The following is a 19,963-nucleotide window of genomic DNA, read 5'->3' as shown; positions in this document are numbered from 1 at the left end:
AAATAACGCGCTATGGAAGCAAAGGTAAACAAGTCTGAACGACGACGCATGAACGCGCTACTGCAAATTGCGCTTGTGCGGGCTGATCAGCACAGACCGGAAACCTCGCAATGTTACAAAGTCACTCATAGTCAGGCGTTTTTTTATTTTGAAAGTAGTGAAGGCGCAGCGGTAGGGATCGACAGTAAAGAATCTATTGTAGACCTGACCGACACAAACGAAGCCATTATTGCGCAGCTCGTCCGAGCCATTGCCGCAGCAAACGGCGAGTCTGAACACCATTTCCGCAGTCAGTTACTTGATTCTGTTCGCGTAGCAGCAAAGGCTTATCCTGATCAGCTACGCACGATCCTAGAAACGGCGCGTTCTTTTAACCAGCTTAGTAATATTAATATTACCACTATGAGTTTGATGAAACTAAACGTTAAGCGTATTCCAGTCGATTGTATCGGCCTTGCCATGACCGTGTTTTTCGGACGCTGCGGCCTGAAACTGATTGAAGTAAAGCAGTACAAAGACGCGTCGGCGGTACTGGTTATCCTGCTTGTCTGGTTAGCGGCTTGCCTTGTAGCACTACGTAAACAAAACCGGCTATGACTGTCAACGAAACAATACTGCTCAGCGACGACATAGACAACCTCTTATACGTCTTTGCCAACGAAACAATACTGCTACAGCAGCTGCGCATGATCCGCCGGATTGACGCGCTCGACAGCCGGTACTACTACACGCTCGACGGTGACGAGGCAACGTTCTACATCAGTACTACCAGCTTTATCAAGAAAGTTACGCCAACGTCGGCGTACCTGATTGAGTGGTTCAAAAAGAACGGTCAGCAGGCCGACGTTCTGCGCGATCAGGCCGCAGACTTCGGAACGCTCATGCACATCTGCTTTGCCGAGTATCACGAACACGGCTACAACTTCAACACGACGGCCAAACGGGTAAAGGAATGGATTCAGCAATGCGGTCACCCGCTGGCACTGGCCGGGGAATGGACAAAGAAGCTAAACAAGGCGGTAGCATCTTACGCCAAGTTCTGCGCTGATTACGACATTGAGCCGATCCTGATCGAAGGCATGCTTGCAAGCGACGAAATGGGCATCGCCGGAACGCTTGATCTGGTCGCCTTTGCGACGATTGAGCGCAAGATCGGAAAAGGTAAAGCTGCGGATATCGTCCGCGAGCGCAAGCTGATCAACCTTGATTTCAAGTCGGGTAATATTCACAAGTCGGCACAAATGCAGCTGAGCATCAACAAAATGATTTTCGAGGAAAATTTCCCGCACCTCGAAATAGCCGAAAACTGGTCATGGTCGCCCAAAGACTTTCAGAAGGAGCCAACGTACATGCTAGTTAACCAGACTCAGACGATTTACACCCCGGCACTGATCGACAATTATCTGGCGATCTACGCAGCTGAGTACAACGGGGAGTTAGAAGCAAAAACGTTTCATCAGTTCACGGGTACGATTAAGCCAGGCGCAGAGCTTGCCCAGCACCACCGGGCCGTGGGTATCACCGAGGCAATACTACCCTACTAAACCCCTATCCCGCTATGTTCATTTACGTAGATAAAGTCAACGGAAATATTAGAACAGTACGAATCGGTGTACAGTACATCGTCATGGTAGAGCCGTACGAGTCACCTCGTGAACCCGATACACGCGCTGTTATTACGCTGCCCAATTTAGTACTGAACGTTACCCAGACCGCCGACGAAGTAAATGCAATGATTGACGCGGCCCTGAACTGCTAATTTTCACCTCTCTTAATACCCAGACAATCCATGCGACTAGTTAACAACCCGCTGCGAAAGCCGTCAACCGGCGAGCAGCCGAAACGATCATTGCCCGAAGTTGGCAGAATCTCAATTGGCGAGAAAGGTTATACCGCCAACAACCGGGCGTTCCCCAAGTCAACCGATTACTTTGTCATTCGCTCGAAGTTCGAGCAGAAAGTTATCAGCAAGTACGGCGAGAAACCGACTGAACTGCCTGTCTTTTTCTACTCAGACGACTTCAACGAAGCCTGTACAGAACGGCTTGAAATCCGGGACAAAACCGGGGCTCTATATGCCTACGGCGACGGCGAAACCTTTTTCGTCTTTCACCAGGGCGCGTACAAGCCGGTCAAACTATCTGACAAGCCTGATCTGATTGAAGCCTGCGAAAAGTACCTGAAAGACGGCGCGGGCAGCATGGCGCCGTATATCAAGTGGGCGCACGTTCTGACGATGCGGTTTTGCATCAAAGACATTCCAGTACTCGGCTACTGGCAGTTCAGCACGAAAGCTGTAGCTACGAGTATTCCCAACCTTCGGGAACGGTTTGACGGCAGTATGCAGTCGTTCGGCCTCGTCCGGTTCCTCCCCTTTTCGCTGACGATCAAGAAGGTTAAAAGCAACAAACCGGGTGTAACGGATACGTACCCCGTTGTCGATCTAGTTCCCATGTTCTCGATGGAAACCGGCTTGCAGGTTAGCAAGTACCTGAGCGAAAACCCGACCGCTAACCCGGCACGTCTTGCACTTATGGATTTATCAAAGCCGCTTGAGATTAGCGTCAACAGTTTACTACTCGACAATGTAGAATAAAAGACTAAGTATTGATCTTTGCTAAGCAAAATCTGTTTATAGCAATTAATACGAATCCTTTAGAATGAGTAAGAAACGTACGTTAACCCCGCCAACAGCCGAAGAATTAGCCGAGCAAATCCGTCAACTGAACGAGGTATTCCCGCCGAGTGAAGACCAAACCGTAAATGCCGATGCAGCTAGATTTCGCAGCTGATCAATCGACCTCCGAGCGAATGCTTCTGTTACGTCCCTACTTGAAAATAAACCTGCTGGTCGTTGTTGTCTGCGGGGGTTGTATGATCAAGCACTGGGGCACGCTTACCGACTTCAACGCAGACGGTTCTGTGCTGGCTCTGGACAATCGAACCGAACGGGAACGGATCGTTTACTCGGGTAACGATTTCGAGCAGTACAAGCGAAATTTCGACAATCTGAAAGAACGCTGGCAGTATATCCCCACGGGGTTAGTGCGGTGCGTTGTTGTTCCCGATAATTTTTTTTGTAGCAAGGATTGTAATATTAATATTACTTTTCTAGGTTGCAACGTGATTGGCAGTCACGCTTAAAATACAGCAGGTAAGGAATGACTAAAGAGTTAGCTTACAACAGGCTCTTTTGTCGGTGTGTGAACGTGTTGCCTTACCTGCGCACTCTCGGCCTGCCAAGCCGCACACCGACAAAAGAGTCTCTTTGTTTTTGTATGATCATGGTTCCCGATTCCGTTTTGCAGTCCGACCTGCTCACGCCCAGCGAGAAACTTTTATTTCCTCAGCTGGTCGTTCTGTGCGGGGCCGAGGGCATGACAAAGGCCGATAACGACGAACTGGCAGCACATCTGGGAATTTCCGAGCGTTCGGTTTCTGGCTTTATTACCAATCTGAACCGGGCCGGATTTATTACTGTCGATGTTGACCGCAAGTTAAAGACCAAGCAGCGCACAATTAGACTTAATGAGTTGACGCAAGATTTTGCGTTAAGTCCGATCCTGCTGCAAAAGTTGATGTTAGCTGACGCAGATTCTTGCGTCAAGTTGGCGCAAATTCTTGCGTCAGCTCTACCTGACGCAAAATCATGCGTCATGTTAGCGCAAAATCTTGCGTCAGCTATTAAAGACGAATGCGCTGATTCTGAGTCATTTACTAACATTGACACAAAATCTTGCGTCAACTCCGGTCAAAATTCCGGGTTTTCAGAGGAAAGAGATAATATATATAATAATATATTACTTACTACTCCAAAAGTTAATACTAATACTACTAGTAAACTTTCTGCGCAAAAACCCGAAAATGACGAGCAGACGCAAAAACCTGCGTCAACTCCTTTGATCTGGCTAGGCAGTGAACCAGTCGCACCGGCTGAGCTAGGCAAGCTAGTCAACATTCGCGGTGTCGAGGATCAGCGACTAGAGCCGTTCGTCACTGAGAACAGCGGTCGGCACTACAACGATCTGAAAGAGCTGGCCGACCTCGTACGCAAGTGGCTGCGTCGTACCAGACCTAAACCGCCCAAGAAGTCAATCGAAGAACGCCGGGAAGATTTCACCGCAAAGCTCCACGAGTACGACCGGATCAACCCGAAAATGTATCCGAAAGACTTCTACAACAATTTCTTCACCTACTGGACTACCGTTAACGATTCCAACACAACGATGCGCTACGAAAAGGACCCGTATTTCTTTTCAAGCCTCGGCAACAAACTAGCCTACTCTTACAAAAACGTCTACATCAAGAACCAGACCTATGCAAACGCAGACAAACCAACTGGCAACAGCAGAACCGTCCCAGTGCTTACTGCCGACGATCTCAGCGACGGACACGATAGCGCACCGCATTCGTTCGATGAGTCAGACGATGAAACTGGAACAAACGAGTACACCACACTTCATCTCACTTTGGAATGAGTTGACGCTGCTGCTCGAACTGAAAGTTAAAGAATCCGAATTGCAGTATCACCGGCAGAAAATGAAGGCTATGACGGCCTACATGCAGCAGGAATACCCGAAGTGGACACTCGGCGAGGTGCTGCTGGCTTATCGACTTGGCGTCAAAAGTCTGCTACCGGACAAAGACGGCCAACCGCTCGAAATGTTCGCCGAGCTAAATCCCCGCTCGATTGGCAAAGTACTGAACGCTTACGAGCAGTTCAAACGGGAAGAATTAGGCCGCAACCCGGCCCCAGCCGCGAAGCCTGCCGGATTACTACCCGAACCCACCGCACCGAGTCAGCAGCAACAGGACAGATCGAACGCCCAGCTGTTTCGGTTTGCGTGTCTGGCTCTTGAGAAAGGCCGCGAATACCGGGATCATGGCAACCTGCTTTATGACTGGCTCGACAGCAAAGGACTAATTCCTTTCGAGAAAGAGCGCAAGTGGGCTTTTATGAAACAGGCCCAGCGGCATATCTACAACGAGGAAGCCAATTACGGCGTAACGGGCAACGCTCAGGAGCATAAAGACGCCCGATCAATGGCCGAACTGCTCAAGCTGGCCGACCAGCAAAACGAGCTGTACTTACCTCAGAAAGATAGAATCATCACCAGAGCCAAGCAAATCGCCTTTGTTACGCTGCTCAAGGAAATGATCGAATTTGAAACAACACCAGACGATTTTTTACAACCTCTAAACGATAGCGAAAATGTCAACAATGAGAATGAGCAAGCCTAAAGTAAGCGCAAAAGCTCCCCGCCAAACAATTCTGTCCGGCGTTCCCGGAATGACCGCCTGGAATGATCTGAAGCATAAGAAGTACACCGGACAGATTCAGGATTTCAAAGGCCAGCTGCGTTGTCACACCGGCACACAGCACATGGGTAAGGATGTAATTATCCTGATCAGACCGGAGCAGCTGGAAGCCAAAAAGCTGAAATACCCGAATCTCAACGTAATGGAAACAGTCCAGTAGTTCACAGCCAGACAGATTAACACGGCATGGTTTTAGGATTCCGCACCCAATGGGGCAAACCGCCCCGCCCTACTCTGTTCGAGGAGAAGATCCTCGACAACCGCAAAAAGCACACCTTGCGGGAAGATTTAAAGAATCGCTGGAAGGCAGGCAACAGCATTCAGTTTGTTGTCGGCAATCGAACCAGGTTCCGCAGGCAATTTCACTCAGGCGAATGCACCGGCACGCAAACGGTGCATATCACAATCAACAAAAAGGGAACGAATCGTTTGCGCGTACTGGTAAACGGCAGCTTCCTGAAAGATGACACGCTACTACTGTTTATCCTGAACGACGGATTCGAGTCTATGACCGAGTTTATGGACTGGTTTGAACCACTCGTAGAAGCTGCGCCTAACAGACTACTCACGTTAAAACTCATTCACTGGACAGACCTACGCTACTAACATGGCCGAACAACCCGAACAACAAGCCCCCCAGCCCAAGCCTAAACAGTTCACGCTTGAGGAAGAAATAGCCGAACTGAACCGCGAGATAGGCCTCCGGCATGGCTTCTACAAAAAGAAAGTAGCAGCCGGTCAAATGTCGCAATCGGACGCTGACTACAAAATCGGTGTGCTGACCTCAGCCATGAACCGGCTGAAAGCTCTTAAATACTTAACAAGCAACATTTCAAACCCCTTTTAAAGCAATGATGAATACCGGACAAATTCCCGTAAACTTTTCCCCACTGGCTCAGCAGCAGGCCAACGTTCTGAACGCTCGCAAACCGATTGTTCGAAAAGGAGCCGTAGAACGATACACCGAAGCGATTGAATACCTGCGCGAAGAACTGAAAGCAGGCGGCTGGTCGTCAATCCGATCTGGCGAATTTTCCAGCACGTTCAAAATCACCAGCTCGTTTCTCTTTCTGGTTTGCGCTATTGGAGCCATTCAGACCATTCGGTCAAACAACGGCGTTCGGAGCTACAAAGCCACGGACAAGCTGGCAACGCTGACCGCTAAAGAGCTGATCACCTACCGGGCGTTAAACTTCCCGAACCCTGAGTATACGCCCGTTCAGCAGGAAATTACTTCTACCGTGACAACTAATTTTACCCTTGAGGATTTTGTCGATCAGGCTCTTTCTGTTGACAAGGCTAGTATAACAACTGCTAACACACCCTCCGAAGGCTCTTTTCTAGTGGGCATGATTGCCGAAGATTCTACGCTGGAAGTCGGAACGGTAGAAGGTCAACGCTTTGCCGAACTGTCAGGCGCAGAGGAGTTTCTGGAAAACAATTATCAGCACAAGATCGGCAGCAAGTTCGTCATTGTGAAGGTCATCAGCGTTTACGAGTCGAAAGCAACTTTGCAGCCAGCGACGCTATGACCGACATGCAGGAGCGTGTCAATCGGCTGCTGAGCATATCCGACTCGACACGTAGTTCAATGATGAAGTCGCGCCGGGAGTACATACAGCGCACAGAAGTCAGTTTGCAGCAGGAACGCCTACAACTCGCAGCAATCAAGTGCGCTCAGCTGCTAAGTGACTTTAGCTTAAAAATGGGCCAGCGTGTTCAGCTGGGCGAAATTGTGTATCAGCTGACGGAGGTTTCGGGCGACGGCAAGCCAGTCGGTAAACGGGTTCGCGCCGATGGCTCTTTAGAGTCGAGCAGCCGATACATATTTTTTCGGCATCGTCTTGAGCAGATAATCGTTGTTTAGCCGTACCTTCGAAAGACATATTAATATTACATTATGAGAAAAGTAATACTGGCGGTTTTAGTAGCCGCGACAAAAGAAGGAACTCAATGTTCGGTTGCGTTTAACGCATCGGGTAATCTGTTCGAAACAAGCGGTCAGCTGAGAATGCCGGAACCGACTCAGACGATACTGGAGCTTTGGCGAGGTGGCGATAAAAGCATGATCACCCTGGCGATTGACGAAAACGATATGTCGTGCGGAACCAACGACGGCAAGTACGAGATAACAATCGGCGGGGCTTGTATAACCTTTCAGGACTCATTTCAACGCGACCCGTTCACGGTAACGACGAATGCCTAGTGATCTGATCACCGCCGATCAGTTTCAAAGTCTCCTAAAAAAACATAGGCCGAAGGCAACCCCCGAACACGACCTACAATGTGAGGTCGTGTTCGACTTCGACAAAGATTACCCGACCTACGAAGGCTTGCTTTTTGCCATTCCAAACGGCGCAAAACTGCCTTATAAAACCGTAAAGGGTAAGCGGGTATGTCCCGAAGCAATCAAGCTCAAGAAAGAGGGTATGCGCCCCGGCGTTCCTGATCTGTGCCTGCCGGTCCCGAAAGGTCGCTATCACGGTTTGTTTGTCGAGATGAAATACGGCGATAACAAGCCAAGCACCGAACAAGTGTTCTGGATGCAGCGACTGACAAAGCTGGGCTACTGCTGTAAGGTCTGCTACACAAGACAGGAAGCCAGACACATTTTCAAAACCTATCTATCGCTCGAATAGCGTTATGCTTCCAATTGATTTTAAAGGTCGCAACCGAATCCTACACGGCCCCAGAGATGAACAGGGTAACCCCACGACTGACATTCTGAATTTGCCGAGCTTCACCAATGGCCGGTATTGTATATCCTGCTGGGAACTGAACGACGAAGAAAAGCGGGATTTACAGGCGTCTAAAGCACTCTGGATACATCTATGCTGTCCAATAAACGTGGAGATGCACATATCAATGCTTCACCCGATCCGGGGTTATTCGATCATTGTTGAAACCACTTTGCTCGACGTATTGTATCAGGATGAGGAGCGCAGTATTACCTGCTGGCCGCTTACCGATGACGAAATTGAGTTAGTCCAAACAACCGGCGTAATCTGGTTTACCATTCGATCCGGCCACACGCAGCCGCCCGTTGGTTTCTTTACCCGCAGTCCGTTTATCAATCAGTAGTAGCGTGAGCGTATCCTACAAAATCCCCAAGCGTTTAGCCGTAGAACGTGCCTGTTTCTACCAACTGCCCGACGATATGCCGACCAGCGACCTGACGCGGTACGAAATCATGTTCCGCATTAAGTACAACGGCACGTTCAAAATGCGCGTTCACACAATGTTTTACTTTGAGTTTAATCACGCCCTGGAACGGAACGATTTTCTGGATAGCCTCGAAGCCGAGGCCGTTATGTCCGGCCTGCGGGTTCAACGAATAACGATTAACTAATCATGCAGCCTCATTTCAGATTACAATCGCTGACCGTTAAAACGATGGTCGTAAACGGCAAGACCGTCCATCGGCATTTTTTCAAGTGGCACGAACGGCGCGACCTCGGCATATTTTTCCTGCGCCTGCTGCTGGTTCGTCAGGACGGCACAACAATCGGTAGTCAGCATAAACTTAAATTCCCGAAGATTAAGCTGCTGGGTGAGGCAGAGATCGAAGAGGAAGGCGTTAAGGTCACTATACCGCGTTATAATGCGTCTACGAACTTCTACGTTGACGCGGACGAAATCGCCGTCGGCTTTGATTACTACACGGCTACGGTTACCCGCAAGTCGGAGCCGGTGCTTGAGCTGATCAGTTTGAAGCGGGAAGACCTTCGATTGGTCGAAGAAAAACTACTACCGCAGAAAGAATAAATTTTTCTTGCGTTATGTAATATTAATATTACTTTTGTGTCGGAGGCTCATCGAAGCAAAGCGGAACGTAGTGCGTATCAGGGGAGGCTGGCGCACTGCTTCTTTTCTAAGGTCAGCGTCTTACGTGCGGGGTAGTTCAGTGGTTAGAATAGCGGACTCATAATCCGCAGGTCGCAAGTTCGAGTCTTGCCCCCGCTCCACTAGAGTTTCCATTTTTTAGGGAAACAAAGGGGTCGAACGATAAAAAGACCTCATGCCGGTTCGTCCGGCAAGTCTTGTCTGCGGTGTCTGGTAAACTAAGCGGATTGTTTTTGGTTAAAAAGAGGAAGGTTCTGCAAACGCCTGGGCAACTTGTCCGGGCGTTTCTTTTTTACGTATTTACGGGTTATGAAACAAATCTATACCTCACGCCTGATTGTGTTCACTTCTGCTGTACTCGTTTTGCTGCTGGACGGCTGTTCGAAGAAAGAAGTTGTACAGCCCTGCTATACCTGCACCTCGTTTGTTCAGTATCAATCGAACATGCCCTCGTTTAACACGCCGTCGCCCTACACCCGCGAAATGCAGGTATGCGATGAAGCCCAGAAAGTGAAGCTGGAAAAGGGCGAAACGAAGGTCGAAAGCATCGTTGGAACCTACACGCTGACGACTAAAACGAGCACCGTCTGTTACAAAAAATCTATCTGATTATCAGATGAACAAATTGCCCTGCTGTTGGTTAGGTTAGTAGTACCAATACCTATCCATCATGGTTATTTTCACCAATGCCGAACTAGACGCATTATCGGCTTTTATCCACAGACTCGAAACGGAACCTGAGTATAAAAAGGGTTTACAGGCTGCGAACCCTGGGGTTGAATATCAGCAGTACGGTTTCACGTTGCGCAAGTTTGCCACAATCGAGCATCAGCAGACAATGAGTCAGACAAGAGACAGGAATCACCCTGACTCTTACGACTCATTGTTCTATATCAAACCGCTGGGAACGGCAACAGATTATTCTAAATACAAGCAGCAGATCGCAGCGGCCAGAGATTCGATTCAGAGACTGTACAGTAAGCCACTTACCGAATTTACGGTTTCTCAGTTTGTCGAAGCAGTACCGGCAATGCTGGAATTATTTTTGCAGCATTACGCGATTGTTCCAAAGGCAGGCTTGTACGGCATGAATAAAGCCCCAATAAGCTACTTTCACGAAGGATCGTCGGGTGAGGCTACTACGCCAACGCCTTCAACGATTCCGACCCCGCCGAAGCCAACACCAACGCCGACACCTCCGCCGATCCAAACGCCAACCTCTCCGGCTGGCCCATCGTCGGTTGATGACATGCGGAATGCTGTTGATCCAATGAAGTAAGCGCAAGTCATAAAAGAAGCCCCGGCAGTCGTGCCGGGGCTTCTTTGTTTTATCGGTTGCGTATCGCAGCTCTGACTGTCTCGAACACTAAATAACCCGCGAGTCCGCGCCAGAACCAGTTTTCCGTTTTAGGCCAGTTGATACTGACCAGAGGTTTTGGCCCGGTCGATGTTTTGACGACCGACCGGGCCGACGCTCCGGGCTGTACTGGCAGCTTACTGACTACGTCTGGGGGTCTGATCGACAGCACGCGTACACTTTCAGCCAGGCGTTTATTGATCGAATCCTTTTCGTGAATGATCGCTTTCAGATCCGCCACGTCCTTTGTCAGCTTATCGACGCGGAACCGATTTAGCAGAGCTTCCCGGGCTCCATCCGGCGTTAGCGTCAAACTTCGGGGCTGTAAGGTTTCGACCGGATAAGAGCGGGGCAATGCCTGCGGTTTCGGCAGGCTGTCCGAGCCTGATACCCATTCCGTAGTTAGCGTGTCGCCCGTAGACGCTATCAAGGGCAACCTGCAAAGCAGCATCGTCAGCACTGCGAAGCTGAGAATAAAAAAGTACTTCCTGTTTTTCACGATTATCCAAGCGGTTATACATTTCACGAATTTGAAAGTGTGCTTCGAGCGTATCCGCCCGGAGCTGCCAGAGTTCGGTATCCTGCGCAGCGATAACTGAATCCTGCGACGCAAGCGTTTCCCGAACCAGCTGGTTATAGTTCTGACACGATTTCAGGCCAAAGCCAACGATCAGCAGCCAGATGACAATCGGCAACGCTGCCGGATACCAAAGGGCTTTCCAGAGCCACTTTAGGCCGATTTCGAGTTTACCCCAAACCGGGAGCGCAGCAACACGTAGTAAAGACAAAACCTTAGTCCACATTTAAAACCAGACCACTGAGGGCGTTTTAGGGTTGATAACAAGACTAGACAAGGCCGGGTGAAGATCGCCCGACAGCAGGCGTAGATTCGCGTGAAAACCGGGTCGGACAACCTGAGCCGTTAGCTCGTTCCCTTCCTGATCGTAGGTAGCTGAATGAACAACCGTTCCGATTACCGTCATTCCATGCGTCAGGCTGGCGAGCTGATACCCCTCAGCAGTGAACAGTCCAGCCAGTTGCAGAGCCGTTTTCAGCGCAGACTCATCAGCTGCTCGCAGATAGTAATCCGTCATTGCGTTAAGGATTGAATGAGTGGATTGCTCAGCCGACGCGGGTAGTAGGTAAATCGTTGCAGATAGCCATTCAGTGAACGCGCCCCGTTCAGGCTGTTGTTGCCTAATACCAGTGACGCAAACTGAGGCATCGAACCCGGAGAGCCGACCCCTACGACGGACCCGTTTACGGCGAACGCGCAGTCGCCAGCACGCAGAGCCGCAGCGGTTCGCATTACCGAACCTGTGTTCAGCGTATTGGGCGAAGTACCAGAAAACAACGTACTGCCCGATTCGTCGGCCAGCGTGACCGTGACCCGGTTTAACGTGGCATCGTTCGCTAAATACCATTGCGGGTTTGCGCCAGTAGCAGGCAGGAAATTGTAATACCGACTAACGACACCCTGCGGAACGGCCTTGAGCGCGTTCATTACAAGCGTACCTTCACTCTGATTATACCAGCTCCCCAGGTTGATATTGCAAACATCCATCGACCGGGTTACTGCCGCCGTTGTAGTAGGAATGTATGACGTAGCGAATGAGCCAACTTCGAGCTGAGCGCCGTACACGTATATTGATTTTCCCGCCGACGCACCAAAGCCATTGTCCGCATCTGTTATTTTAACATCGACAATATTATTGCCTATTGTCGCCTGTGTAGTCGCTGTAATCGTACACCTGTACCAGCCGCCCGCCAGCGCAACAATCGAGCTTGAGGCTATGTTCGACTGCTTTACTCCTACACTGCCTGTCGCTAAGTTAAACCAAGCACCGTCGTTCCCTGTCGTGCTTGTTGCGATGTTGCGCATAAAAAGTATAGTCCCTGTGTTTGCCTTCGCGTACACAGAAAGAGTGTAGGTCGTGCTAGGGGTCATCCCTGCATTAGTCGTTCTTAAACCCGAATCACTGCCTGCGGTAGTGATACTTAATAAGGTTGCATTGTTGGTCGCATCTGGAGAAGTTGTTGCGTTTAGTGTCTTAGCTGGAATACCGTTGCCGTTCGTAGCGAAAGCGTTTAACGAATTGCTTTGTAAAAGCATGTTCGTGCGCTGCTCCTCAATCAGTAAACCAAGCAACTTTCCAGAGATCGGATCGTACTCGAATCGCGGTTCATTGACAGCAGCCGTACGAAGTGTGCCCGTACTGTCGAAGTACGTGCCTGCCGATGCGCGGGAATAGCTCAAGGCCGGGTGCATCACACCTTGCATGAAATCCAGATTCAGAGAGGGCACAATCCCGCCCCCTCTGAAATTGTTGGTGCGCAGCATTCGCATTAGCTTTCCCAACGGGCTTTTACCGTCACAGACGTACTGGCTGTATCGACGCGCCGGACGCTCAGCTGACTGGCGTTTGTCAGGCCGAAAAACGTGTAGACCGTATTCATAAACACCGGGAACGACACGCCGCTACCGCCCTGCAAAACCTCAACGTCAACGCCTGAGTTATTGGCTATCGTCAGCTGCTTGCAGGCTTGCGAAGCAAACGCTACGTAGTTTGTGCCGGTCGTAGCATGCGTAGCGAGGGCCAGATGTCCGCCGTTCGCCATTTGTGGCAGTGACGGAATCGGGTTGCCCGAATCGTTCTTGAACTCGATCTCGGCTACGGCATTGCCGATTGACACGCTTTGCATGTACGTGGCCTGAATCGCCATGATCTGCGCAGCAACGTCGGCCAGCGTTGCGGCTGGATTGGCTCCATCAATCTTGCTGATCTCGGCCATACCCATGCGTACGCTCGATGCGCCTGCTATGATCGTGATCAGGTTCGTGCGTATCTCCGGCGAAGGCAGCGTTGTGCTGGTAGACACCATCAGACTACCCAGCGCCATAAACCGCACTGCGCCACTCGTCGTGTCGGCTATCTTGAGCGATGTACCGGATTTTGTCAGTTCGTAAGGCATTTTACTGAGGGGTTTCAGGTAAGTTTCCCGGTTTAACGCGCCGGTTTGCCACGGCTTCAGCAATCGGCGGTTTGCTCGGCTCTGGGGTGTCGCCCGAATCGGTGGGGGCTTTGTCCGGCGTAACCAGATGAACCGTGTTGTGCTGAATGGCGTCCTGTTCGGCGAGTGGATTGACCGGCTGATTTGTCGGCTCCGGTACGTCGCCTTTGTTGTGAGCTGGTTTGCTAAGCGAAACCCAGTTGCAGGTTTTACAGGGCTTTACCTGTCCGCTGCTTTGCTTGCGATAGGCAACGGCAAACGCGCAGGTATCACAGCGGTAGATCGCCGTACTATCCACGGCGAGCGTTAGCTTCAAGCTATCTACCTGCTCAACGGCCTGCGGCTTCTGTTCGACTTTTACGCAGCCCTGAGCGATAGCGGCCAAAAGTCCAATGCTAAGAACGGTATGGACGGACCACGCAAAAAATGTCATTCTTATTCCTGATTTTTTCATCGTAAACGCCCTCAATTCCTTTGGGCTTTTTAATGCCGTTGACGCCCCGATCACTCGTATTGCCTTCGACCGTTTTACAGTAGTTATTACCTTCCTGCCAATCTTCCAGCAGGCCCACATGCCAACGTCCGTAATAGTAAAAGACAACTACGTCGTTGCGCTGCGGAAGCGTTTTCCGCCCGTTTCGGGTCATCGGCCCACTGGCCCGACTCCAAACGATGTACTGCTTTTTTAGTGACCAGTTCCGCGCTATCGGCGCATACTCAATCAGCAGTTCCCAGCCCGCTTGCTTGATCGCCCACTCAACCGACGTACCGCAATACGGGCTATTCTTTGCCAGCTTGTGATACGTCGTGTTGTAGATCGTGATGCGCGGGTGATCGTTCCGGTTCGTCTGTTCCCGTACCGTGTTCTCTTTTTTGAGGATCGCTACAGGGTCAGCTCCTGCGGGCTGCTGTGCAGCAGCACCCAGAGCGAGACAAGCAAGAGCAAGCCAAACAGCGAGACAAACACCAGAACGCGACGGTAAGACTCTGGACGTTCCAGGTGTCGCAAGTCGGTGTAGAAATCGTAATCCGTTGGAAACCATCCGTTGAGGTAGATATAATAGCGTGGGTTAATCATAAACAGGAGGCCCAGCGCAGCACCTACGGCGGAGATTAAGGGCAGAATCGCCCCGATCGTTTTTTTGAGATAAAGAATGCGAAAGTCGCCTAGCTCATCGCCACTCGGCGGCATGTAGTGGCTCAGGTTATCGTACCAAGCCGCAAATCCAAACCAGACCGCAACGATACTCAGCGCAAACATGGCTAGTTTGATGTGCGGCAGCGACCGGCTCAGCAGCGACGACTCATCTGCTTTACTGATCGTTTTTACCGGCTCCGGTTCGGGTTCCGGCGTTGGCTCAGGCGTTGCTATTGGCTGTACCGTTTCGAATACTTTTGGCTTTTTCAGCCAATCGAGCGGGTCCGTTTCGGGCATTTGCGGCTGCGGTATGTTGTGCAGCCAGTTATGCAGCTCCTGCTCCTGGGGCGAGACAACAACGGGCTGATCGCCAAACGAGCCGGTCATCGTCTGTACCTGCGTCCGGGTTGCCGGTTTCGCGCTTCTGCGCAGCCGATCCTGCGGGTGCATATCCTGCGGACGCAATCCTTTTGCCTGCTCGCGCAGCTTGTCATTGCGGCCCCATAAACGAAGCACAGCCCATGTAGCAATAAGAAGTAAGCCGAGTAGACAGCCTTCGACATTCGTAAGAAAACAAAGCATAAATAACGAGTTGGAGAAAAGCCAGTTCAGTAAGTTTCTGAACTGGCTTGCTTGACTTAGGGAAGCGGTTAGACGGTTGGCTCGGTCAGGACGAGCTTAGCGCCGATAATGCCCGTGTAGGTGTCCCAGCCGTCGTACGACTTGGCGTAACCAGCCGGACGGGTGAACATGCCGTACAGACCAGACGACGGCGTTACGATCTCGTACGGATACTTCGTCGTATCGTACTCGCGAACGCGCAGGTCGATGTTCATCACGAACGGGTTTGGCCGACCGAACTTATCGACGTTGTACTGCGCAAGGTTGATTTTCGCCCCGCCGAAGGTTGTGTTCGCAGCCTTCGTTTTCTTGACGATAACCTCATGCTCCATGATCTGTTGCCAAGCCGCAGAACCCGGCTCGATGATCAGGATTTTATTCATACCGTAAAGCGAGTCGATCTTTGGATCGTAGTACCATTCAATCGGCAGATCATCGTACATCTGCTGAGCGTCCAGACCGACATTATTCATGCCCCGGATTTTCTTGCGGCCCATAAAGTTTACCCACGTCAGGCCACCGATAATGATCCACTTGCTCGACACGCCATGAAGGGTACTCAGTGAGTTTAGATACTCCCAGAAATCTTCCCGCAGATCGCCGTTCGACTTGTACAGGTAGATGTCTTTCGGGACAGCCGTGTTGGTGACTTTGTTCGTACCGACTGCGGTAGTCAGAGCCGTCAGAGCCGCCGTGTTCAGCGGTTCGAGCATATCCTTTTCCACCGTCAGGTAGAACTCAAGCGCAACCTCCGTCAGCTTTGCCGACTCGCCAGCGTCCAGCTGAACACCGCCACCAATGACGCTATCATAGTACTTCTGAGCCGTTTCTTCGAGCGACATAATATCAATCGTACGGAACTCAAGATTGTACTGCTTATAGCCTGCGTAGGTAATGTCCATCTCGTTTACCGAGCCGGGGCGATTGCCGCTTGTGTCTACCGTCCGGGTTGAGGTCGTCGTGCCGGTACTGTACTGCTTGCGGTAGTTGAGCCGCACCTTCGGGATGATGTCATCAGCCGTTGCGCCCTGCTCAAAGCTCAGGCGTTTTTCTTCGCCCGCAACCTTTGCGCTCATGGCCTCGGTCAGACCCGCCAGCTGCGGAGAGCGCATTGCCTGCAACGTCCCGATGTTGTTGAACTTCGGAGCGTTCTCCGTTGTGTGCATGATTGCCGCCCGAACGATACGGGCAGGCGACAGACTTACATTGTTTGCCATTGTCGGCGATATTGGAATTAGTGAAACACATACTTTAAAAAGGCCACAAAGCCACGGAAACGCCGGGTTACTTTACAGCTGCTTCCTCGGCCAGCATCTGAGCCAGCGCAGCATTGCTGCCCTTCTGAGTCTGGGGGCCAGCTGGAACCTCTACCCGGCCCTGCTGGGTCTGATCCGACTTTTTCTCGTAGCCATAGGCCGTAATTGTGAGATCAGCCAGGTCGGAAATCAGCACCGGCTTATTATCGACAAGTAGCGGCTGTTCGGGCGAATCCAAGCGCATAACCTTGCCGGTTGTTGCGTCGATAAACCCTTTGACTTTCTTTTCGCCAATGCCCGTATTGAGCAGTTCTTCGGCGTCTGAAATGAAGTTGCGCTCAAAATGCCGATCACTCGAAACGTCCTTCAACCGACCCGAACGAATGGCGGAATTAAGAATCTTGACGCCTAGAATCTCTTTCTCGCGAGCCGTTAGCTGACCGGCCACGATGTCGTGATCAGCTTTCTTGATGTACTCGTTCGCAAGCGACGTTTTCAGATTGTCGAAATCCGTTTTCAGGTCGTCGTAATTCTTGTCGCCGGTCTTGGTATCGGCATCAGCAAACGCCTTGAGAATGAACTGATACTTTTTGTCGGTATCCGTCGCGCCGAATTTGGCGTACTCGGTTTTCTGCTCAGCCGTCAGCTTTGGCTCGTACTGTTTCAGCAGCGTATCAATCGCGCCCAGGGCTTCGCCCTTCGTACGTTTCTTGACATCTTTGAAAATCTCGTCGTTGCCCTTCGCTTCGTCGGCAGTCATCAGCGAGGCCAGTGCTTTCGTAGCTTCCTCGTCGCTGTAGTCATCATCGAGTTTTTCAATAAAATCCTTCACCTGATCGTCGGTGAAGCCAAACTTTTTTAACGCCTTTTCGAGAAATGCTCTCCGTTTCATGCTGTTGATTTAGGCTACTGGCCCGGTATTAGATTGGTGTTACTAGCGAACTGTCGAACGGAATTAGGCTTCGTCGCCTTCCTCCTCCTCGGCTTCTGGCTTTTCCGGGCCAGCACCGTCAGCGAAATACAGCACTACGATGTCTTTACGCGTACCATCCGGCGTGTTGAAATCCTGCACCGTTTTGTACTCAGGGATGCCCAGCACTTCGGTGGCGATGTGGATCGTTTCGCCTTCTTCATTGCGATCCATTGCCTCGTACCCGGCTTTAGTCATCACGACGTTTCTAGCGGCTTCCACCGTCACCGGCTTGTTACCCTTCATCTTGATTCGGGGGCCAACTTCAACGACGATTTCCGCCACCGGAGAAAGCGACTTGTAGGTCTTGTCCGTGGTTTTCTTTTCCACAGGTTCGGCAGCTGTTTCGGCTGTCGGATCAGCGGATTTAGCCGCTGCTTTGGGTTGCGTCTTTGCCATGATTACAGTTTACAAAAGTGAAATAGTAATATTAATATTACTTGCCGAAATATATAGCAATATTACTGCTTATCCAAAATCTGTTCGACTTGCTGAACATCAACCGGGGGTTTTAAACTAAGCGGCTCAAGAACGGGGAAGCTGCCACCGGCCCCGGTCGCCATTGGCCCCACGGCTTTCGGCCCAACCAGCAGCACATTTCTGCGCTGGATTTCGGTATACTGTTTCTGGGTGTCCAGCTGCCAGAAGTCCGGGTCTTCCCGCAAAGCGTCCGCGACCAGTCCGTCGAAGTTGATCGAGAAATACAACCGTTCGATAGCCGTTTTCTGCTGGGGCGATTCGGGGTTTCTGTATTCCATACCCAACAGATACGCTTTCATCTCGTCGGTGTTATCCTTGTAGGGGTCGCAGACTGTCCGCAGCACGTAACGCCGGTATTCGTCCGAATGCTCGCCGGTCGTATACAGCAGCATCTTTTTCTCGTAGGCTTCTACCAGCGTCGGATCGTACTTTTTATCCTTCGCGTTGTTCAGCTCCTCACGGGTCAGTTCTGCGTTTTCCAGGTCAATACGAACCGGGGCCAGCACTTCGGGAACCTGCTCACCGGCCCGACCGGAGGGGCCAAACCGCTGCGCGTCGATACACTCAAAGGCAAAACTTGCCAGATCAACCAGGTGAACACCCTGAACGATCAGATCGCGCAGCATTTCCTGCCGGTCGTAGCGTTTCGAGGTTCCCGACTGATCGTAGGGCGTCGTACGGATGAACTGCATGTTGATGGTCGAATAGGCTTCCTCGGTGTTGCGCTTAAACTCCTCCACAAAGGTTTTCAGAGCCTCAATAGGCCGGGGAATGAATCCCCCAGGCGCACCGCCCGAAGTGTTGTTGCCCTGATCGGTCGGCGTTTTGGCCTCTCCGCCATCGACGTACATAATACCCAGCCCTCCGCCAGCGTCGTAAAAGCCCGAACCTTTACACTGCTGACATTCGCGCACGTCGATAATCGCGCCCGGCTCGCCTGACTTGGAGCCTTTTGCGTCATCGCGAATGTGAATAATACCGCCGATGCAGCCGGGAGCCTTACACTTGCCGTTGCTTTTCCGCCACTCCTTCGAGGCAACGTGAAAGTTTGTTTCAACCGTGATGTCGCTCTGATTGCGCTGGCCTAGCCGAATGTGCGGAAGCGCGTCAGCGACCAGACTTTCGTAGTACTCCTCACCTTTGCCGTTCTTTTTGACCCGGCGCAGGCCCAGCTTTCGGGCGGGTATCGTTGCGCAGTAGTGCAGGGGTGGGTTAAACGTCTGTCCTAGCGGGTTGCCTTCCAGATCGTAATACGACTCAATACCAAGAATGTCCCAGCCAGCCATTAGCTGCCCGTTTTCGTTGGTACTCATGCCGGTCTGACGCGCTATTGTGTAGCTGTCCTGATCAACAAAGATCAAGACGTTACCCGTTGGACTGTCCGGCAGATCGTTCGGCAGCAAGGTTTTTTCGGACGATACCAGAACGGCGAATTTGCCACGCCGAAACATCCACACGTCAGACGACGGAATGATCAACGCCTGCGGACGTGGGTAATCGACATCGGAGAACGTCGGTTCAAGCGGCAGGATCAGCAGCACCGCGTTCGGATCGTCTACGTAGTCGCTTTTTACGTTGGTAAAAAACCACTCGACAAGATTCCCCTCGGGCGAAAAATTCTTACCTGTGTAGGTGCGCAGTGAATCCTCCTCTGGTACGTCCGTCGTCGGGTACTGTACGTCGAAGTCGTCGGCCTGCCGGATATAATCCAGCGCACCGATGATCCGGTTTTTGAATCCCCGATAAACGTTCTCGTAGACTTCCCTGCGGTACTTTTTATGCTCAGGCTGCTCACGCGGTCGATCCTTATCCAGATACTTCGGGTATTCATCGCCGAATACTTCCTCAATCTGGTTACGGTGCTGGATGCTTTTTCCGTAAAAGCTGTGCATCAGCTTTGCACCGGGTCGGGTTCGCCCTGCGCCCTGCTGCAAATAAGGCAGTATAGTGTTGAATGTAAGCATGAT

32 protein-coding genes and 1 tRNA gene are annotated in these 19,963 nt (G+C 51.2%); 21 read left to right on the top strand and 12 right to left on the bottom strand.

The window, feature by feature from the left end:
* Positions 1–12 precede the first annotated feature (12 nt).
* From LQ777_RS02600 to LQ777_RS02505, 21 genes are all read left to right on the top strand, one after another.
* Positions 13–597 carry a hypothetical protein gene (locus tag LQ777_RS02600; protein WP_232560961.1) on the top strand — a complete coding sequence of 195 codons (585 nt, stop codon included), beginning with the start codon at positions 13–15 and terminating at the stop codon, positions 595–597.
* The gene (locus LQ777_RS02595) at positions 594–1,544 is read left to right on the top strand and encodes a hypothetical protein (RefSeq protein ID WP_232560960.1); all 951 of its coding nucleotides are present in this window, start codon (positions 594–596) and stop codon (positions 1,542–1,544) included. The genes LQ777_RS02600 and LQ777_RS02595 overlap by 4 nt, the downstream gene beginning before the upstream one ends.
* Positions 1,545–1,558: 14 nt before the next feature.
* Positions 1,559–1,759, top strand: coding sequence for a hypothetical protein (locus tag LQ777_RS02590; protein WP_232560959.1), 201 nt, complete (start codon positions 1,559–1,561; stop codon positions 1,757–1,759).
* A gap of 30 nt (positions 1,760–1,789) precedes the next feature.
* Positions 1,790–2,596: a recombination directionality factor gene (locus tag LQ777_RS02585; RefSeq protein WP_232560958.1), complete on the top strand. Its 807-nt coding sequence runs from the start codon at positions 1,790–1,792 to the stop codon at positions 2,594–2,596.
* 64 nt (positions 2,597–2,660) lie between these two features.
* A complete protein-coding gene (locus tag LQ777_RS30500) occupies positions 2,661–2,792 on the top strand; it encodes a hypothetical protein (protein WP_255720819.1) in 132 nt (43 codons plus the stop codon).
* On the top strand, positions 2,770–3,144 hold the full coding sequence (locus tag LQ777_RS02580; RefSeq protein WP_232560957.1) for a hypothetical protein: 375 nt from the start codon (positions 2,770–2,772) through the stop codon (positions 3,142–3,144). The genes LQ777_RS30500 and LQ777_RS02580 overlap by 23 nt, the downstream gene beginning before the upstream one ends.
* Positions 3,145–3,161: 17 nt before the next feature.
* The gene (locus tag LQ777_RS02575; RefSeq protein ID WP_232560956.1) at positions 3,162–4,478 is read left to right on the top strand and encodes a helix-turn-helix domain-containing protein; all 1,317 of its coding nucleotides are present in this window, start codon (positions 3,162–3,164) and stop codon (positions 4,476–4,478) included.
* Positions 4,429–5,241, top strand: coding sequence for a hypothetical protein (locus LQ777_RS02570; protein ID WP_232560955.1), 813 nt, complete (start codon positions 4,429–4,431; stop codon positions 5,239–5,241). Before LQ777_RS02575 ends, LQ777_RS02570 begins: the two co-directional genes overlap by 50 nt.
* The gene (locus tag LQ777_RS02565) at positions 5,228–5,479 is read left to right on the top strand and encodes a hypothetical protein (protein WP_232560954.1); all 252 of its coding nucleotides are present in this window, start codon (positions 5,228–5,230) and stop codon (positions 5,477–5,479) included. The genes LQ777_RS02570 and LQ777_RS02565 overlap by 14 nt, the downstream gene beginning before the upstream one ends.
* 26 nt (positions 5,480–5,505) lie before the next feature.
* Positions 5,506–5,925, top strand: coding sequence for a hypothetical protein (locus LQ777_RS02560; RefSeq protein ID WP_232560953.1), 420 nt, complete (start codon positions 5,506–5,508; stop codon positions 5,923–5,925).
* Position 5,926: 1 nt separating this feature from the next.
* Positions 5,927–6,166, top strand: coding sequence for a hypothetical protein (locus tag LQ777_RS02555; RefSeq protein ID WP_232560952.1), 240 nt, complete (start codon positions 5,927–5,929; stop codon positions 6,164–6,166).
* Between the two features lie 4 nt (positions 6,167–6,170).
* Positions 6,171–6,851 (top strand): hypothetical protein, encoded by a 681-nt coding sequence (locus LQ777_RS02550; protein WP_232560951.1) that lies wholly within the window; start codon positions 6,171–6,173, stop codon positions 6,849–6,851.
* Positions 6,848–7,186 (top strand): hypothetical protein, encoded by a 339-nt coding sequence (locus tag LQ777_RS02545; protein WP_232560950.1) that lies wholly within the window; start codon positions 6,848–6,850, stop codon positions 7,184–7,186. Before LQ777_RS02550 ends, LQ777_RS02545 begins: the two co-directional genes overlap by 4 nt.
* Positions 7,187–7,219: 33 nt before the next feature.
* Positions 7,220–7,525 (top strand): hypothetical protein, encoded by a 306-nt coding sequence (locus LQ777_RS02540; protein ID WP_232560949.1) that lies wholly within the window; start codon positions 7,220–7,222, stop codon positions 7,523–7,525.
* A complete protein-coding gene (locus LQ777_RS02535) occupies positions 7,518–7,958 on the top strand; it encodes a VRR-NUC domain-containing protein (protein ID WP_232560948.1) in 441 nt (146 codons plus the stop codon). Before LQ777_RS02540 ends, LQ777_RS02535 begins: the two co-directional genes overlap by 8 nt.
* A 4-nt stretch (positions 7,959–7,962) precedes the next feature.
* Positions 7,963–8,400, top strand: a complete 438-nt coding sequence (locus LQ777_RS02530; protein ID WP_232560947.1) for a hypothetical protein — start codon at positions 7,963–7,965, stop codon at positions 8,398–8,400.
* A gap of 4 nt (positions 8,401–8,404) precedes the next feature.
* A complete protein-coding gene (locus tag LQ777_RS02525) occupies positions 8,405–8,668 on the top strand; it encodes a hypothetical protein (protein WP_232560946.1) in 264 nt (87 codons plus the stop codon).
* A gap of 2 nt (positions 8,669–8,670) precedes the next feature.
* Positions 8,671–9,084, top strand: a complete 414-nt coding sequence (locus tag LQ777_RS02520) for a hypothetical protein (protein ID WP_232560945.1) — start codon at positions 8,671–8,673, stop codon at positions 9,082–9,084.
* Between the two features lie 126 nt (positions 9,085–9,210).
* A tRNA-Met gene (locus tag LQ777_RS02515) sits at positions 9,211–9,284 on the top strand.
* 187 nt (positions 9,285–9,471) lie between these two features.
* Positions 9,472–9,771 (top strand): hypothetical protein, encoded by a 300-nt coding sequence (locus tag LQ777_RS02510; RefSeq protein WP_232560944.1) that lies wholly within the window; start codon positions 9,472–9,474, stop codon positions 9,769–9,771.
* 61 nt (positions 9,772–9,832) lie between these two features.
* Positions 9,833–10,441 carry a hypothetical protein gene (locus LQ777_RS02505; protein WP_232560943.1) on the top strand — a complete coding sequence of 203 codons (609 nt, stop codon included), beginning with the start codon at positions 9,833–9,835 and terminating at the stop codon, positions 10,439–10,441.
* A 49-nt stretch (positions 10,442–10,490) separates the two neighbouring features.
* Here the strand turns inward: LQ777_RS02505 and LQ777_RS02500 are convergent, their stop codons facing one another.
* From LQ777_RS02500 to LQ777_RS02445, 12 genes are all read right to left on the bottom strand, one after another.
* A complete protein-coding gene (locus LQ777_RS02500; RefSeq protein WP_232560942.1) occupies positions 10,491–10,760 on the bottom strand; it encodes a hypothetical protein in 270 nt (89 codons plus the stop codon).
* Between the two features lie 13 nt (positions 10,761–10,773).
* Positions 10,774–11,307, bottom strand: a complete 534-nt coding sequence (locus tag LQ777_RS02495; protein WP_232560941.1) for a hypothetical protein — start codon at positions 11,305–11,307, stop codon at positions 10,774–10,776.
* A 15-nt stretch (positions 11,308–11,322) separates the two neighbouring features.
* The gene (locus LQ777_RS02490) at positions 11,323–11,613 is read right to left on the bottom strand and encodes a hypothetical protein (protein WP_232560940.1); all 291 of its coding nucleotides are present in this window, start codon (positions 11,611–11,613) and stop codon (positions 11,323–11,325) included.
* On the bottom strand, positions 11,610–12,860 hold the full coding sequence (locus LQ777_RS02485; protein WP_232560939.1) for a phage head spike fiber domain-containing protein: 1,251 nt from the start codon (positions 12,858–12,860) through the stop codon (positions 11,610–11,612). Before LQ777_RS02485 ends, LQ777_RS02490 begins: the two co-directional genes overlap by 4 nt.
* Positions 12,861–12,865: 5 nt before the next feature.
* On the bottom strand, positions 12,866–13,492 hold the full coding sequence (locus tag LQ777_RS02480) for a hypothetical protein (protein WP_232560938.1): 627 nt from the start codon (positions 13,490–13,492) through the stop codon (positions 12,866–12,868).
* A gap of 1 nt (position 13,493) precedes the next feature.
* Entirely contained in the window at positions 13,494–13,964 is a 471-nt protein-coding gene (locus tag LQ777_RS02475; RefSeq protein WP_232560937.1) for a hypothetical protein, read from the bottom strand.
* Positions 13,927–14,178 (bottom strand): hypothetical protein, encoded by a 252-nt coding sequence (locus LQ777_RS02470; RefSeq protein WP_232560936.1) that lies wholly within the window; start codon positions 14,176–14,178, stop codon positions 13,927–13,929. Before LQ777_RS02470 ends, LQ777_RS02475 begins: the two co-directional genes overlap by 38 nt.
* Positions 14,179–14,414: 236 nt before the next feature.
* Entirely contained in the window at positions 14,415–15,251 is an 837-nt protein-coding gene (locus LQ777_RS02465; protein ID WP_232560935.1) for a hypothetical protein, read from the bottom strand.
* A 68-nt stretch (positions 15,252–15,319) separates the two neighbouring features.
* Positions 15,320–16,507 carry a hypothetical protein gene (locus LQ777_RS02460; RefSeq protein ID WP_232560934.1) on the bottom strand — a complete coding sequence of 396 codons (1,188 nt, stop codon included), beginning with the start codon at positions 16,505–16,507 and terminating at the stop codon, positions 15,320–15,322.
* 67 nt (positions 16,508–16,574) lie between these two features.
* Positions 16,575–17,438 carry a hypothetical protein gene (locus LQ777_RS02455; RefSeq protein WP_232560933.1) on the bottom strand — a complete coding sequence of 288 codons (864 nt, stop codon included), beginning with the start codon at positions 17,436–17,438 and terminating at the stop codon, positions 16,575–16,577.
* A gap of 63 nt (positions 17,439–17,501) precedes the next feature.
* Positions 17,502–17,915: a hypothetical protein gene (locus LQ777_RS02450; protein ID WP_232560932.1), complete on the bottom strand. Its 414-nt coding sequence runs from the start codon at positions 17,913–17,915 to the stop codon at positions 17,502–17,504.
* Between the two features lie 62 nt (positions 17,916–17,977).
* The gene (locus LQ777_RS02445) at positions 17,978–19,960 is read right to left on the bottom strand and encodes a hypothetical protein (RefSeq protein ID WP_232560931.1); all 1,983 of its coding nucleotides are present in this window, start codon (positions 19,958–19,960) and stop codon (positions 17,978–17,980) included.
* Between the last annotated feature and the right edge of the window lie 3 nt (positions 19,961–19,963).

Source organism: Spirosoma oryzicola, from assembly GCF_021233055.1.
GTDB lineage: Bacteria > Bacteroidota > Bacteroidia > Cytophagales > Spirosomataceae > Spirosoma > Spirosoma oryzicola.
The sequence above is the reverse complement of the archived record's forward strand: the minus strand, read 5'-3'. Positions and strand labels throughout refer to the sequence as shown.

Coding starts and splice junctions, on each gene's coding strand:
- LQ777_RS02600 (WP_232560961.1), top strand. CDS start 13: ATGGAAGCAAAGGTAAACAAGTCTGAACGACGACGCATGAACGCGCTA.
- LQ777_RS02595 (WP_232560960.1), top strand. CDS start 594: ATGACTGTCAACGAAACAATACTGCTCAGCGACGACATAGACAACCTC.
- LQ777_RS02590 (WP_232560959.1), top strand. CDS start 1,559: ATGTTCATTTACGTAGATAAAGTCAACGGAAATATTAGAACAGTACGA.
- LQ777_RS02585 (WP_232560958.1), top strand. CDS start 1,790: ATGCGACTAGTTAACAACCCGCTGCGAAAGCCGTCAACCGGCGAGCAG.
- LQ777_RS30500 (WP_255720819.1), top strand. CDS start 2,661: ATGAGTAAGAAACGTACGTTAACCCCGCCAACAGCCGAAGAATTAGCC.
- LQ777_RS02580 (WP_232560957.1), top strand. CDS start 2,770: ATGCAGCTAGATTTCGCAGCTGATCAATCGACCTCCGAGCGAATGCTT.
- LQ777_RS02575 (WP_232560956.1), top strand. CDS start 3,162: ATGACTAAAGAGTTAGCTTACAACAGGCTCTTTTGTCGGTGTGTGAAC.
- LQ777_RS02570 (WP_232560955.1), top strand. CDS start 4,429: ATGAAACTGGAACAAACGAGTACACCACACTTCATCTCACTTTGGAAT.
- LQ777_RS02565 (WP_232560954.1), top strand. CDS start 5,228: ATGAGCAAGCCTAAAGTAAGCGCAAAAGCTCCCCGCCAAACAATTCTG.
- LQ777_RS02560 (WP_232560953.1), top strand. CDS start 5,506: ATGGTTTTAGGATTCCGCACCCAATGGGGCAAACCGCCCCGCCCTACT.
- LQ777_RS02555 (WP_232560952.1), top strand. CDS start 5,927: ATGGCCGAACAACCCGAACAACAAGCCCCCCAGCCCAAGCCTAAACAG.
- LQ777_RS02550 (WP_232560951.1), top strand. CDS start 6,171: ATGATGAATACCGGACAAATTCCCGTAAACTTTTCCCCACTGGCTCAG.
- LQ777_RS02545 (WP_232560950.1), top strand. CDS start 6,848: ATGACCGACATGCAGGAGCGTGTCAATCGGCTGCTGAGCATATCCGAC.
- LQ777_RS02540 (WP_232560949.1), top strand. CDS start 7,220: ATGAGAAAAGTAATACTGGCGGTTTTAGTAGCCGCGACAAAAGAAGGA.
- LQ777_RS02535 (WP_232560948.1), top strand. CDS start 7,518: ATGCCTAGTGATCTGATCACCGCCGATCAGTTTCAAAGTCTCCTAAAA.
- LQ777_RS02530 (WP_232560947.1), top strand. CDS start 7,963: ATGCTTCCAATTGATTTTAAAGGTCGCAACCGAATCCTACACGGCCCC.
- LQ777_RS02520 (WP_232560945.1), top strand. CDS start 8,671: ATGCAGCCTCATTTCAGATTACAATCGCTGACCGTTAAAACGATGGTC.
- LQ777_RS02510 (WP_232560944.1), top strand. CDS start 9,472: ATGAAACAAATCTATACCTCACGCCTGATTGTGTTCACTTCTGCTGTA.
- LQ777_RS02505 (WP_232560943.1), top strand. CDS start 9,833: ATGGTTATTTTCACCAATGCCGAACTAGACGCATTATCGGCTTTTATC.
- LQ777_RS02490 (WP_232560940.1), bottom strand. CDS start 11,613: ATGACGGATTACTATCTGCGAGCAGCTGATGAGTCTGCGCTGAAAACG.
- LQ777_RS02485 (WP_232560939.1), bottom strand. CDS start 12,860: ATGCTGCGCACCAACAATTTCAGAGGGGGCGGGATTGTGCCCTCTCTG.
- LQ777_RS02480 (WP_232560938.1), bottom strand. CDS start 13,492: ATGCCTTACGAACTGACAAAATCCGGTACATCGCTCAAGATAGCCGAC.
- LQ777_RS02475 (WP_232560937.1), bottom strand. CDS start 13,964: ATGACATTTTTTGCGTGGTCCGTCCATACCGTTCTTAGCATTGGACTT.
- LQ777_RS02470 (WP_232560936.1), bottom strand. CDS start 14,178: ATGACCCGAAACGGGCGGAAAACGCTTCCGCAGCGCAACGACGTAGTT.
- LQ777_RS02465 (WP_232560935.1), bottom strand. CDS start 15,251: ATGCTTTGTTTTCTTACGAATGTCGAAGGCTGTCTACTCGGCTTACTT.
- LQ777_RS02460 (WP_232560934.1), bottom strand. CDS start 16,507: ATGGCAAACAATGTAAGTCTGTCGCCTGCCCGTATCGTTCGGGCGGCA.
- LQ777_RS02455 (WP_232560933.1), bottom strand. CDS start 17,438: ATGAAACGGAGAGCATTTCTCGAAAAGGCGTTAAAAAAGTTTGGCTTC.
- LQ777_RS02450 (WP_232560932.1), bottom strand. CDS start 17,915: ATGGCAAAGACGCAACCCAAAGCAGCGGCTAAATCCGCTGATCCGACA.
- LQ777_RS02445 (WP_232560931.1), bottom strand. CDS start 19,960: ATGCTTACATTCAACACTATACTGCCTTATTTGCAGCAGGGCGCAGGG.